Origin of the sequence: Streptomyces sp. NPDC091371 (assembly GCF_040684275.1) — a bacterium.
Taxonomy (GTDB): Bacteria; Actinomycetota; Actinomycetes; order Streptomycetales; family Streptomycetaceae; genus Streptomyces.
On sequence record NZ_JBFBFP010000025.1, the window covers coordinates 23,670 to 36,480 of the forward strand.

General features: G+C 69.4%; 9 protein-coding genes and 4 pseudogenes. 3 read left to right on the forward strand and 10 right to left on the reverse strand.

Going from position 1 to position 12,811, the window contains the following annotated elements; all coding sequences use genetic code 11:
- Positions 1-101 precede the first annotated feature (101 nt).
- Positions 102-1,091, reverse strand: coding sequence for a hypothetical protein (locus AB0O21_RS24885; protein ID WP_365174070.1), 990 nt, complete (start codon positions 1,089-1,091; stop codon positions 102-104).
- A gap of 195 nt (positions 1,092-1,286) precedes the next feature.
- Here AB0O21_RS24885 and AB0O21_RS24890 point away from each other — a divergent pair, with 195 nt between their 5' ends.
- Complete coding sequence (locus AB0O21_RS24890; protein WP_365174263.1) at positions 1,287-1,556, forward strand: hypothetical protein; 270 nt, start codon at positions 1,287-1,289, stop codon at positions 1,554-1,556.
- A gap of 202 nt (positions 1,557-1,758) precedes the next feature.
- On the opposite strand, the pseudogene AB0O21_RS24895 reads toward AB0O21_RS24890, so the two are convergent.
- Positions 1,759-2,148 (reverse strand): annotated as a pseudogene (locus AB0O21_RS24895) (Tn3 family transposase); the annotation flags it as partial.
- Between the two features lie 778 nt (positions 2,149-2,926).
- Here AB0O21_RS24895 and AB0O21_RS24900 point away from each other — a divergent pair.
- A pseudogene (locus AB0O21_RS24900) lies at positions 2,927-3,307 on the forward strand (transposase); the annotation flags it as partial.
- Here the strand turns inward: AB0O21_RS24900 and AB0O21_RS24905 are convergent.
- The 5 genes from AB0O21_RS24905 to AB0O21_RS24925 all read right to left on the reverse strand — a co-directional run bounded on the left by AB0O21_RS24905 (position 3,277) and on the right by AB0O21_RS24925 (position 7,880).
- A complete protein-coding gene (locus AB0O21_RS24905) occupies positions 3,277-3,624 on the reverse strand; it encodes a hypothetical protein (protein WP_365174072.1) in 348 nt (115 codons plus the stop codon). The pseudogene AB0O21_RS24900 and the gene AB0O21_RS24905 overlap by 31 nt on opposite strands.
- A gap of 144 nt (positions 3,625-3,768) precedes the next feature.
- Positions 3,769-4,470 (reverse strand): Clp protease N-terminal domain-containing protein, encoded by a 702-nt coding sequence (locus AB0O21_RS24910; protein ID WP_365174074.1) that lies wholly within the window; start codon positions 4,468-4,470, stop codon positions 3,769-3,771.
- 499 nt (positions 4,471-4,969) lie between these two features.
- Positions 4,970-6,280 carry a S8 family serine peptidase gene (locus tag AB0O21_RS24915; protein ID WP_365174077.1) on the reverse strand — a complete coding sequence of 437 codons (1,311 nt, stop codon included), beginning with the start codon at positions 6,278-6,280 and terminating at the stop codon, positions 4,970-4,972.
- Positions 6,281-6,650: 370 nt separating this feature from the next.
- The gene (locus tag AB0O21_RS24920) at positions 6,651-7,079 is read right to left on the reverse strand and encodes a hypothetical protein (RefSeq protein ID WP_365174079.1); all 429 of its coding nucleotides are present in this window, start codon (positions 7,077-7,079) and stop codon (positions 6,651-6,653) included.
- 219 nt (positions 7,080-7,298) lie between these two features.
- The gene (locus AB0O21_RS24925; protein WP_365174265.1) at positions 7,299-7,880 is read right to left on the reverse strand and encodes a hypothetical protein; all 582 of its coding nucleotides are present in this window, start codon (positions 7,878-7,880) and stop codon (positions 7,299-7,301) included.
- An 84-nt stretch (positions 7,881-7,964) separates the two neighbouring features.
- Here AB0O21_RS24925 and AB0O21_RS24930 point away from each other — a divergent pair.
- Positions 7,965-8,069: pseudogene (locus tag AB0O21_RS24930) on the forward strand (XRE family transcriptional regulator); the annotation flags it as partial.
- Positions 8,070-8,214: 145 nt separating this feature from the next.
- On the opposite strand, the gene AB0O21_RS24935 reads toward AB0O21_RS24930, so the two are convergent.
- The 3 genes and pseudogenes from AB0O21_RS24935 to AB0O21_RS24945 form a co-directional block, all read right to left on the reverse strand.
- Positions 8,215-9,330 (reverse strand): MerR family transcriptional regulator, encoded by a 1,116-nt coding sequence (locus AB0O21_RS24935; RefSeq protein WP_365174082.1) that lies wholly within the window; start codon positions 9,328-9,330, stop codon positions 8,215-8,217.
- 428 nt (positions 9,331-9,758) lie between these two features.
- Positions 9,759-11,101: pseudogene (locus AB0O21_RS24940) on the reverse strand (serine hydrolase domain-containing protein).
- Positions 11,102-11,220: 119 nt separating this feature from the next.
- Positions 11,221-12,810, reverse strand: a complete 1,590-nt coding sequence (locus tag AB0O21_RS24945) for an ISL3 family transposase (RefSeq protein WP_365174084.1) — start codon at positions 12,808-12,810, stop codon at positions 11,221-11,223.
- Position 12,811 lies beyond the last annotated feature (1 nt).

Sequence of the window (12,811 nt, forward strand, 5' to 3'; positions counted from 1 at the left end):
GGCAGGTGGGGCAGGTTCCGGTCCAGGTAGCCGGCAGGTGCTCGAGGAGTCCAGGGCCTGGCAGAGGGTCAGGCCCTGGCAGGGGCTGGGCGAACTCCCGGTCAGATGAGCAGCGCCCGGATCGGCATCACGAGGTACAGCGCCGGCAAGCCTATGCAAGCGACCCCGATGCCGAGGACGTCGTTCCCGGACGCCGTGCCGGACAAGAACGGCAACGCGGCCAGCAGTACACCTGTGACGGCGCAGGCGTGCACGGTCTGGGTGACCGGGGACCACGCCAGTTCCTGGAGCCCGTCGTCCTCCGCCGCGATCGAGACCGGGAGCATAGCGGCCAGGATCAGCAGCAGGACGATCGCCCCGGGGGCGATCCCGCTCAGAGTGAGGCCCCAGTCCCGGTCCAGGTACCTGCCCAGGTCCTCGCCATCGTCCACCAGACCGCCCAGGCCCGGTGCGGTGGGCGCCCAGAGCACGTGGACCCGGCTGTCCGGTTTCGGTTCGTAGCGGGTGGAGGTGTGTTCCGCGCGGACCCGGCCGCCGCCCGGCAGGGCCAGCAGCAGCGTGGAGTGGTACCCGACGACCTCCCCTTCGGAGCGGCTTTCCGTGAGGTCGGCCACTTCGGCCACGGAGGCCGGGCCGTACGCCGCTCCCGCCCGCAGCAGGGAGCGGATGTGCTGCGACCCGTGCGAGTCACCGAGCCCGACGAGCGCCACGAAAGCGACCGGGAGCAGCAGCCAGACCGCGCTCTGCCGCAGGTACACCCACCACACGCTGTCGTAGTGGTAGGCCAGCACCCTGCGCAGCACACCGGGCCGGTTCCGCCGGGCCCGGCCCGCGCCCTTGGCCAGCGATACGGAGCGTACGGGGGCCTTCCGACGGGGCTCCTCGAGCGACACCCAGAAGTACTCGCCCTGCAACCGCCCGATCCAGAGGGCGACGACCCGGAGCCAGACCAGCCCGATCAGCGTCCAGGCCAGCCCCACCAGACCGGGCACGGGCAGCGGAGCGCCGCTGGGCAGCCCCGCCGTCCACAAACTCAGCACCGCGGCCGCCACGTAGGCGAGTGCCGCCGACAGCCGAACGCACCAGACCACCACGACTTCCCCCCGAATGATCGCTGGGGGAAGACTACGGTGGCACTCGCCGATGCGGAACGCGGGAACTCCCCGCGCCGCGCGCCCCAGGACCGGTGGCTAGGCCCTGTCTGATGGGTCTTTCGGAGCTGCCACCACGACAGACGTGGGAACGCGGAGTCGCTCCTGGCCGCCTTGGGAGGGTTCAATGCCCAGGTGGTGAACTGGGCACACATGCGCGACTGCAGGTTCAACGTCGATCGCGTTCCCGAGCTCTTGGAACGGGTGGAGCGCCAGGACGACCCTGAAGCATGGGAGGAACTGGGCTGGCGGCTCGTCCTTGAGCACGACCTGGTCTCTCCGGCCAGTTTCGCCGCCTTGCCCCACCTGGTGCGCCTCGCGCCACGCAGCGCGCAGGCGCGCGGCCTGGCCGGGAAGGTCCTGGAGCGCGCGGCAGGGAACGCGGCGACGGTGACCGTGCCGTAGAACAAGCAGGCCCACAGTCAGACGCCCAGCCGTCTCTTGCGTGATCAGCTACGGGCGGCCGTGGCATGCTCCCGTCTCCGGCACGCCGGGGACGGGGCACGGACGACAGCCCCAGGTCGATGCGCTTGTCCATCTCCAGGCGGAAGGTGCCGTACGGGTCAACGTTCGACCAGAACAACGCGGTCAGCCCGCGCCGGTCCTCATCCGGCAGCTTCGTTGCCCAGGCCGGATCCGCAAGAAGCTGCTGAAGCAGCAGGGTGTTGATGTGCACGAGGCTCGACTGGAGCAGGTGCGGGGCGGGCATCGAGGTCTCTGCGTGTTCCTTGTCCGGGCCGGTCAGGGCGCCGTCCTTGCCGTAGTGCAGGACGTCGTTCGCGCTGTTCCAGTTCTCCACGGCCTTGAGTCCGCCGTGGATGTCGCGGCGCAGGTCGGGGCTGGCGAAGTAGCCGCACGCGCAGATCGTGTGTACAGCACGGCCGTGTTCTTCGAGGGCTGCGTAGGTGGGGTGCTTGGGACCTCCATGGGTGAAGCGCCGCAGGACCTGCTCGGCCTCGGCGGTGCCCGGGCGCAGGACGGTGGCGTACTTGACCATCTGGTCGTACTGCTGCTCGATCAGGTCCCGCTTGATGGCCCCGGGTCAGGGAAGCACCGAGGGCCGGCCAGCCGGGCGGGGTGTCGTCGGGGCGGCCCAGGCGGATGCTGCCGATGTTCTTCAGTCGGATGATCGGCGGCATGTAATGCCAACCGGCCCCGCGGCCACCCCCACCAGGCCGGGCCCTGCCACGGCACCGCCCGTCACGATCCTCAAAAGGGGCTTCATGCAAGGGCGCGGCATAGGCTGGTCACGCTGCGGCGGGGCAGGTAGCGCGGAGGTAGACGCGCCCTCTTGTCAGGAGGGGATGACGGTGGTTCGAATCCGGCCCTGCCCCCGCCGCGCACGACCAGAGCCAGGTCTTCGATCCGGCGGGTTCACGAAGACATCGGACGCATGTCAAGCGTGCAGCCGGTGCCCACGCCGCTTCTTGACCCAACCGGCCCTCTGGAGGCGCCGTAGCCACATTCTCTCAGGGACCCCGACTCAGGGCACGCACATCCCCGAAACCAGGCCGCAAGCACGGGCCCGACTCACTTCGGAAAGGGGCGCTATCCCTTGTCGGCCAGCGGGATCAGCGGGCCGGGGGACTGCTCCGGCCGGGCCCTGCCCTGAGCAGAGAGGCAAGGACATGTGGCGCTGGCCTGACCCAGCACAGACACCACAGGGTGATACCGATGTGCATCCAACTGACCAGGCACTACGTCAAACGTCAGCGCGGAAGCGGCTGCGCTGTCAGTGGGAGACCTCAAGCCGCACGCCCCCGACCAGGGGAAAGGTCCTGACGTCCATGCCGGGGATCGGCGTCAGGACCGGAGCACGAATCCTCATCGACATCGGCGACGGATCCAGCTTCCCGTCCGCCGCCCACCTCGCCGCCTACGCTGGCCTCGCCCCGGCGACCCGTAGCTCGGGCTCCTCAATCCGGGGCGAACAACCCTCCAGAAGAGGAAACAAGCAGCTCAAACGCGCCTTCTTCCTGTCCGCGTTCGCGGCCCTGGCCGACCCGACGTCCCGGGCCTACTACGACAAGAAGATCGCCCAGGGCAAGCACCACACCCAAGCCCTCCTCTGCCTCGCCAGACGACGAGCCGACGTGCTCTTCGCCATGCTCCGCGACGGCACCTTCTACGAATCAAAACCGGCTGCGTCAGCCTGACCACCCAGGGCCTGCCTCGCCCGAACCCACACCTGCTCGAACTCCTCACCGGAGAGCTCGTCGGCATCCAGTTCGTCCTCCCAGCCGTCAAAGACTCTGCCGTCCGCCAGCACTCCGTACTGCTGCTCATACCGGCTCATCGCCGCCCGATCGCCGTGATCACGCAGATGCAGGACCTCCTTCAGAGAGGCGGCCGTCACCGGCCGCGCATCCACCCCCCGAATCTCAACCTGACGAACCGCCCAGCCCTCACCATCCGCCTCGAAGTACTGCCACAGATCTTCATCCTCGAAATAGGCACGGAACCAGGTCGTCATGACGCCATCCTCGCCTCACCACCTTGACCAAACCCATAGGGGCACCCCCTCGTCCCGGCTGACGCCCACCCAGTACCACCACCACACCCGTTTCACAGCCGACTCGGTTCGTTGAGACAGACTGCGAGTCTGGGGCCAGTGCGCTCAGCGAGAGTCCGCGGATGCGTCGTCGAGGGTTGCCGGGGCGAAGCCGGCTTCGGTGAGGACTGCGGCGGCAACTCCGCGGCCGAGTTGAGCGAGGCCGATGAGGAGATCGTCGCAGTCGATGAGGTCGGATCCGTTCTGCTTGGATCGCGCCTCGGCAATCGAGATTGCCTTGCGGGAGTACGGGGTCCAGGCGATCCGCTCGGCTGCTTGCGAGGCACCCATGCTCAGCCGGGTTCCGACGGACTGGTGGACCGTCTCCGGAGGGACGCCAGCGGCTTGAAGGCAACGGGTGGCGCTGTTGTCTTCCGCGGTGAGCCCCCAGAGCAGGTGCTCGGTGCCGATGTAGTTGTTGCGGTGCTGCACCGCTGCCCTCTTCACGTGGGCCATCGCCTCGCGGAGGTCGTCGGTCATCGCCTCGGAGCTGTAGCGCTTGTGCGGGGCGTGGAAGCGTTGTTGGACCGCTTGCCGGGTCACTCCCAGGGCGGTGCCGACGTCCGTCCAGGTGGAACCGTGCATCCGGCAGTGCTCGACGTAGTCCTCGACCAAGTCGTCTGCCAGGGCTTGCAGTTGGCCTGCGAGGTGTGCGGCGACCGTCAGCAAGGCGAGCCAGTCGGGCTGTTCCTGACCGCCGGGGCGGTGTGCGGTGTCGCATCTCTTGTCGACTTCCGCGATGAGATCGTCCAGGTCTGGAAGAGTCATGAGGCAAGTACGCCTTGACAATTTGAACTTGTCAAGGCGCACTTGCCTTTGTGTCTCTTGTCGGTAGCTGTCGACAACTCCCCCGGCAGGCCCGTCCCGTCGTCGAAGGCCTCGTCCAACGCCTTCAACGGGCGATGCATGCTCCCGACCAGCAGGCGCTGAGCAGCATCACCACACCGGCCGCGAGTGTCAGGGCCAGACCCGCGACCGCGTACCCAGTCCAGTCCGCCCACCACCCGCACGCCGCCAGGACCAGCCCCGACCGGCATGCCTCCCCAAACACGGCGCTGGCTGCCCTACATCACCACCCCGCCACACACCTCTCCCCTGCCCGAGCCCGCACCCTCATACGTTCGCCGGGCGGGGGGAGGGCGAGGTCAGCGGGAGCGATGCGGCCGGGCTGTGCGGCCGGTGCGAGGAGGACGGGCCGGCCCGCGACCGGCGTGACATGGCGGAGCCCCGGGCCGGTGCCCGGGGCTCCGCCGTGGGCATGGCGTGCTCAGTAGCCGCCGGCGTGGACGAGGTGTCCGTAGTAGCGCCCGCTGACGGGCGCGTTCGGGTCGCCCGCGAAGCCGTACGCGGCGGGCTGGGCCGCGGCGTCGTCACGGAGCTTGGCGGCCACCTGTGCCGGGGTCATGCCCGCGCACGGCCCGGTGAGGCACAGCGCGGCCGTGCCGGCCACGTGCGGCGAGGCCATCGATGTGCCGGAGTAGACCGTCGTGCCGATACTTCTGCGGGTGGACTCGATGCACACCCCAGGTCCGGCGATGGTGTGGGCGGCGTCCGCGGCGCTCACGGCGAAGTTGGAGAAGTCCGCAGCGGTCTCGTCGGTGCCGGTCCGGCAGGTCGCAGCGGCGCCGCCGCCGGGCTGCCCGTTGAAGTCGGCCACGGCGGTCACGGTGAGGACCTCGTCGAAGGCGGCGGGGGCGTGGTCGGTCATGTCATCGGCGTCGTTGCCGGCCGCGACCACCATCGTGACGCCGGCGTTGTTGACCACGTGGCAGATCGCCTGGTGCTCGGGGTCGTTGTTGGTGAACCCGCAGTTGCCGTCGTCTGCGCCGTCGCCGCCCAGGCTCATGTTCGCGACCTTGATGCCGAGCGGGGCGGCGTTCTGCGCCAGCCAGTCGAGCCCGCAGACGATGTTGGAGGTGGAGCCGCTGCCGGAGGCGCCGAGCACCTTCACCGCGTAGAGGCGGGCGCCGGGCACGACCCCGACCACGGCGTCGCCGTTGTCCCGGGCGGCGACGGTACCGGCCACGTGGGTGCCGTGGCCGTGGTTGTCCCGCCACGCCTCGGGGCGCCGGGGGTTCGTGCAGTTGAACCCGCCGGCCACGTTGAGATCAGCGTGCCGCTCGTCGATGCCGGTGTCGAGGATCGCCACCGCAGTGTCGACGGTCCCCGTCCCGTTCCCGGAGGCCGTACTGCTCACGTCGGCCTGGATCCGGTCCACGCCGGTCGGCAGCACCTGCTGGGTGGCGTGCACCGGCAGGTCGGGAGCCACCGCCTTCACGTTCGGGTCGCCCCGCAGCGCCGCCACCTGGGACTCCGGCACCAGCGCCGAGTACCCGACCAGCGCATGCCGGTACCGGAAGCCCGCCAGGACCCCGTGGTCCCGTCCGTGCGCCCCCACGACCGCGTCGAGCCGGTCACGGGCCGAGTCCTGAAGGACGATCACGTACCGCCCCACCACCGCGCCCGTCCGCCCCGTCGCCTCCGCCCCCGTGTGACTCCCCGCCAACAACGCCACCACAGCCGCGGACACCGCCGCGAGCCGGTATGCCGGACTCGCGACCCGGACTCGTCCCGCCATGCCGAACACCTCGTTTCCTTGCGTGGTCAACGAACGCGAACTGGTTCGCGACGACCACGTAACCGGGACCGCGAGGCGCGTGCAGCGCGGGCGCGGCGGATGGACCAACAGGCCACCCAAACCGCGTTTCACCCGACCAGAGGGGGGTCAGGGCACCTCGCCCCGGCCGGTCGGGTTCGCGTTCGAGGCGGAACAGGGCATGCCGGCCCGGGGCTGGTCAGCACGACACCCGCGCGAGGAGCGGGTCGTGGCCGTGACTCCATCTGCCGGCCCGGCGGAGCACCGCGGTGACCCAGGCCGGTCGCCGGGGCCTGCGAGACAGGGAGGCCCGACAAAGGCCTGTTCGACAGAGGGCTCGTGTATCCCCTCATCACCGCCCGCGCCAGGCGGCGGAGCCCGTCGTCGAGGGCAGGGCCGGCGCCATGGTGGAGGTGGCGGGCCGGTACGGCATGACTCGGGTGACGCTTTCGATGTCGATCACGGACTGGCCGCGGAAGGCCCAGGCGGCGAGGTAGGCCCAGGCCTCAGCGTTGCGGTCGGTGAGTGGCTCGTTGTACTCCGCAATGCCCGGCCGGGTGCTTACCGGGAGGGTGTCGCGGACACCGAGCCACTCGGGCTGCAGGGCGTTGATCTCCTTCAGCGCTGTACGCAGAACCTTCAGGTGCCACTCCCGCCGCAGCGAAGCGCTGCTGGTGGGCAGGTGGCCCAGCTGTGCTTCGGCAAGGTCGAGGAACGCCGCCGCGGTGGAGCGCACGGCGCTCCCCGCAGACCCTCTGACGGGGTGTGTGAGCTGCGTCATGGGCACGACGTTGAAATCGCTCACGGCACCGGACGCGGCAGTTGGATCAGCGGCTGCTGTTCAAGGCCCGGAGCCACATGCCGGCTCCCTCCCGTTTCTTGATCGCGAACACCTCGCTGGCCTGTTCGGCCCTTCGAAACAACCGGCCGACCCGGCAACTCAGACTGCCGTAGCCCCGCCGACGAAGGCGGAAGACGGTGTGGGCTCTGCCGTGAGTGGTCAGCGCATGCGGACGGTGATCTCGGGGAGCGGTATGTCGGACAGGTTGAGCTGGAGCCCGGTCATGGTCAGGTAGGTCTGCGAGTCGCTCAGGGTGTTGGACGGTGCCTGGGTCTTCCCCCGCGTGCTCACCAGCAGGTACCAGCCCCCGCGTTTGTAGCTGCGGGAGGCGTCGGCGCTGTCGCCGTTCGGGTTGAGCACCCAGCCCTGACGCTCCAAGTCCGCACAGATCGCCTTCATTTCGGACTGTGCGGCGGCCTTCTCACGGACGGCCATCCAGCCCGTCCTGTTCAGGTTGGATCCGGCCGGGACCGTCGGCTTGCCCTGCTCCGGGTCGAGGCCCGCCGCGCGGACCGATGTCCGGATCACTTCGTCCACCTCGTCCCGCGTGAGGGGTGGCGACGTGGGTTGAGGCTCCGGCGCGGGCGCCGACGCCGATCGGGACGGCTTGGGCAAGGGCGCGCCCAGGTGCACGCGCCCGTCGTCGTCGATCTGTACCTGGTCCGGCAGGACCACGGCGGCCAGACTCACGATCAAAGTCGCGGCCAGTCCGATCCACACCCTCTTCAAGAACGCGTTCAACGTGAAACTCCCCCGAATGATCATTCGAAGGGAGTCTCACACATCCCGTTCGGCGCCGGCACCCAAGCCCCCGGGAGCGGAGCACGCGCCCGCTTCGGCAACACCGCTGCCGGCACCACCGACGCCGGACGGCTGCGCCACCTCACCGAGGGCCTGCCCCCCGCCTACGCCGCCCGCATCGCCGAGGCCGATCGACCAGCGGGGCTCGCGGGCGACCGACCTGGGCATGCCGAGTCGCGCCGCCGGTCTTGTCCACAGCGCCACGCCCGCTCAGCGCCGCACATGACCGGCGGGTCGTCCAGGAGCCGCCATGACACTGACGCTGCGACGCGGTTCAGGCCACGAGCAGGCGGAGGCCGAGATCTGCCGCGTCGAGGCCGGTGAGGTCGCGGTTGCGCGCGGCCCACCGGCCGGACTCGAGGTCGTCGCGGAGGCTTCGTACCGCCCGCTGCTCGGCCTCGGGCCCGACCCTCGTCCACACCGACATCGCACGGCGGACGTGATCCTCCAGATAGGCCCCCGGCCGGCGCCAGTACGCCTCGAACAGGCCGTCGGCGCAGTCCCAAGGGACGGGCACCGGCTCGGCGCGGGCGCCGATCGCGTCGGCCATCCCGGCGAGCGGGGGAAAGCCCGCGAGGACGGCGGCGAACTCGGGCAGGTAGTCGCGGGTGAGCCAGAACCGGTCCTGCCACCCGGGTTCGTCAGTGTCGAACGTGAGCACCACCACGCGGCGGGCCACGCGCCGCATCTCGCGCAGCCCCGCCATCGGGTCCGCCCAGTGGTGGACGGTGGAGACGGCCATCGCGACGTCGAAGGAGCGGTCCTCGAACGGCAGGCTCTCCGCGGCGGCGGCCACGCACGGCGCCGAGCCGGCGGGCCGCTGCCCCAGCATGACCGCCGACGGCTCCACCGCGGTCACGTCGCGGTCGGCGGGCTCGTAGGAGCCAGTGCCGGCGCCGACGTTCAGCACCGTCCGCGCGTCCCCGAGCGCGTCCCAGATCTGCGCGGCGATCCGCGGCTCGGTATGCCGTGTCGCGGTGTAGGCGCCGCCGATCGCGTCGTACAGCCGGGCACCGAGCATCTCCAGCTGCTCCTGCGGTGTCACCTTGAGTCCCTTCGCCCGTGCCGCTAGTTCTCTGTCGATGGCCGCCACCATGGCGTCGGCGCGCTCACGCCGCTCCAGCAGCAGGACGCGCAGCCGGCGCAGGTGCGCGACCGCGTCGGTGGACGGGTCGCCGACCAGTTCCGCGACCTCCCGCAGCCCGAAGCCCAAGCGCCGGTAGGCCAGTACCTCCCGCAGCCGCTCCACGTCGGCCGCCGAGTAGGCCCGGTACCCGGCCGCGGTCCGCGCCGACGGCCGGACGAGCCCGATCGCGTCATAGTGGTGCAGTGTGCGGACGCTCACGCCGGCCAGCTCGGCCACGCGTCCCACGCTCCAGTGATCATCCATGGCGCCGACTATGCGGCCTGACGTCACGTGAGGGTCAAGAGCCGCACGCGAAGCAGCGGTCCGAACGACTTCTGCAAGCCAGAGCGAAAGGTCTGGCTTGCAGAAGCCTGCGTACGCTGCCCCGTCCTGCGGCCGGACCCGGCACAACGTGCCCGGCTGGCGGAGATCCGCGACAACCTCTGCAACCGGATTGCCGAGGCCTAACGAGAAGGCCGGCTCAGCGAGATCAAGGGACTCGAAGTCAGTCTGGCCGGCGCGAAGGAGAAGCTGGACCAGCTCGACGCCGAATCAGCCCGCAGATCCACGGCTGTCGATCTCGGCATGCCATCCCTCAGCGAGATGGCCATCCGCACGACAGACACAAGGAGAACCAGCTCGTAAGTCCGGGGGTGCCGGTAAGACCCGCGCAACCCGGCCGCCCGATCACCTCAGCCACCTGACCCGCCGCCGGGCGTAGCCCCGGTGATGGCCAGTGTCTCCCGCTCGCCCATGTCCTGCAGCGGCACGCCGTCGGTGTTGCCGAGGATGACGCCGACCCAGCCGGTGTACGGGTAGATGGTCCACTTGGCGGCGACACCGGGGTTGCCGCCGGCGCGCTGGTACTTCCACTGGCCATTGACGATGGAGACCGGAATCCCGTACGCGCCGAACGATGCCGGTCCGTGGGGGATCTTGGGCCCGGTGAGCACGTCGGCCCAGGGCCGGTCCAGGAGCGTGCCGTCGCCCAGCGCGTGCGCGAACCGGACCAGATCCGGCGCGGTGGCGAAGCCACCGTCCCCGGGGGCATCGATGAAGGCGCGGCCCGGATTCTTGCCGAGTACGTTCGGGTGGGGGCTGCCCTTGTCCAGATTGCGGACGGCGTCGACCTGGCCGGCGTCGGCCCGCGTCATGTACGGGTGCGCGATGCGCTGGTCGGTGAGCCACTGCGGCCTGGTGTGGAACGCCGTTCCGGTCATGCCGCAGCGCTTGAAGATGTGTTCCTCGGCGTAGCCCCAGTACGTCGTGCCGGCCACGGCCTCCACGATCAGCGCGGGAATGGTGACCTCCGCCTCCGCGTGAGCGGTGCCGGGGGTGCCCGGGACGCCCACCAGTCTCGCCTGCCGGGCCCGCTGCTCGTAGTACTTGTGCACCTCATCCCGGCTCCGGAGAGCAGGTGGTGGATGGTCACCTGCTCGGCGATGTCCTTGGCGAAGCCCTTCAGATGGGTGCCCACCGTGTCCGACAGCTTCACGTTGCCCTGCTGCGCCAACTGCAAGATGGCCACCGCGCCGAACGGCTTGCCCGCCGAACTGAGGCTGAACGCGATGCCCTCGTGATTGCGGATCCCCTTCTCCTTGTCGGCCATGCCGTAGCTGCGGGACAGCACCGTCCGGCCCTGGTGCGATAACAGCACCACGCCCGAGAACTTGCCCTCGGCGGCCAGCTGCGCCACGTACCGGTCGTAGGCTCCGCCGGGACGGGTGTCCGGTGGGATGTCGGGGTCGGTTGAGGCCGGACGGTGCTGTCCGGCAGCTACGGCATGGCCGTGTCGGGCGGCCACCAGCGGCGCTCCGGTCGCCACCACACCGGCGGCCGCCAACCCGCCCCACCCGAGCAGCCGCCGCCGGTCGATACCACGTACGGAATCCGAGTCCATGATCACGATCCCTTCCCGATCAACAAACCGACCGTTGCAGGTCTGCTGCGGTCCATGCCTCCACTGAAGACGGAAGACTGTTGCGGTGGCGTCTGGGATTCTCGATACGCCCGCGATGCATCGGAGCCCCGCCATCAAGGAACCAGCGCAAGCCGGCGTCGCTCCCCACCTCCCCACATGGTTCAAGAGTGAACGAAGTGAAGAGAAGATCGCCGCCGGCCGATCCGAGGGCTGTGACCGCGCTTCCGTGATGACTACGGCTGGATGAGGATTCGGGCTCTCAGTACGTGGAACGAGGCTCGGCCGTACATCTGCCGTTTGATCGTTTTGATGCGGTTGACGTGGCCTTCTACGACGCCGGAGCTGTATTGCAGGGTCAGGCCCGCGGTGACAGCGTCGATGTCGAATTTCATGAACCGGGCGAATCCGCGGATCGGCTGGGGCGCGTCACGCTCCACTTCGCTGATCCAGTCGGGCAACAAGTGACCTGTGCGTTCGCGGACCAGGGCGGTGAACCGCTGCGCGATCTCGCGGGCGCGGGCGATGTCCGGGCAGACCAGGCAGACCTCGTTGAGCTGGACTTCGTCGTCTTCAGTCAACGACTCAGGGCGGCGCATGATCCAGGATGTGATCGCGCGTGGGCTCGGAATCGGGGATGGTGCGGGTATGGCAGTGCCGTCTCGGAGCGTCGCGACGTATCGACGGACTGTCTGAACGGTGCCCCCGAATCCACGCTCGCGGACTTCGCGGAAGAGTCGGCTGGCGTCCGTGCAGCCGTTGAAGAACCGGGCTTGCAGGTAAGGGTGAAAGGGCGTGAGGAGCCCCGTTCGACGATGCCGGGCGGACTCGATGAGCACGGCGACATCGGTGTCCCGGAAGTGCCGCACCGTTTTGCGGTCCATGCCCAAGCGGCGCGCGATCGCGCTGATCGTCCATCCTTTGTCCACCAGATCGAGGATGTCGGCGTGCCGGTGGAGGGTCCGCTCGACGATCGCGGTCTTCGGCAGCGCGGCCGGCTGATCCAGCACCCAGGTGTCAGGAACCGGCGCGTCAGGTTGAGCCCGCGCTTGGGCGTGTTTCCGCAGGCAGTTGCGGTGCTGGTGACATGTCTTCTCCACCACGACAGACAGGTTCTGCAGCAGATGCCATCGGTCGGCCACCTCGATCGCCCCGGTGGCGGCCTGCTTGATCGCGCGGGTGTAGCCAGTTGCCCGATCCCGGCAGATGATCTCCGCTCCGGGATGGGCCTCCAGCCAGGCCAGGAAGGTCTCCGAGGTGCGGTCGGGCAGCACATCGAATGGCTTGCCCTTCTCTACGTCCACGAGCACCGTTCCGTATGTATGCCCCCGGCGGAAGGCGAAGTCATCCACCCCCAGGACCCTCGGAGCCCAGGCCGGGACCTCCGGCGCCGAGAGCAGGCGGATGAGTGACGTCCGCCGGCCGGACAACGCCAGCCGTCGACAGAGGCGTTCTCCGGGGCGACCCCCGAGTTCCACGGCCACGAAGCGGGCAAGGTCACGCATCGCCACAGACGACTGACCGTGTGACCTCGTGAAACCTTCGATCTGCTCGACGAAAGTCCGTCGGCGGCACTTCGGTACGTCGCAGAGGAATCGCCTCACCTGTAGTCGGACGAGCACCTCGCGACCGCCGACAGGCCGATCAGGCAGCCGCCGCCAGTACCGACTGTGAACCCTTCGTGCGCCGCTGCCACAGTCCGGACAACGGCCGGGAGGACCGGTACCAACCGCGTCCACAAACAGGGTGCGGCCCGCGACATGCAACCGCTCCATCCGCACCCCGAGGCCGGGAAACAGGACATCCGACAGCTCACGCAACCCCATG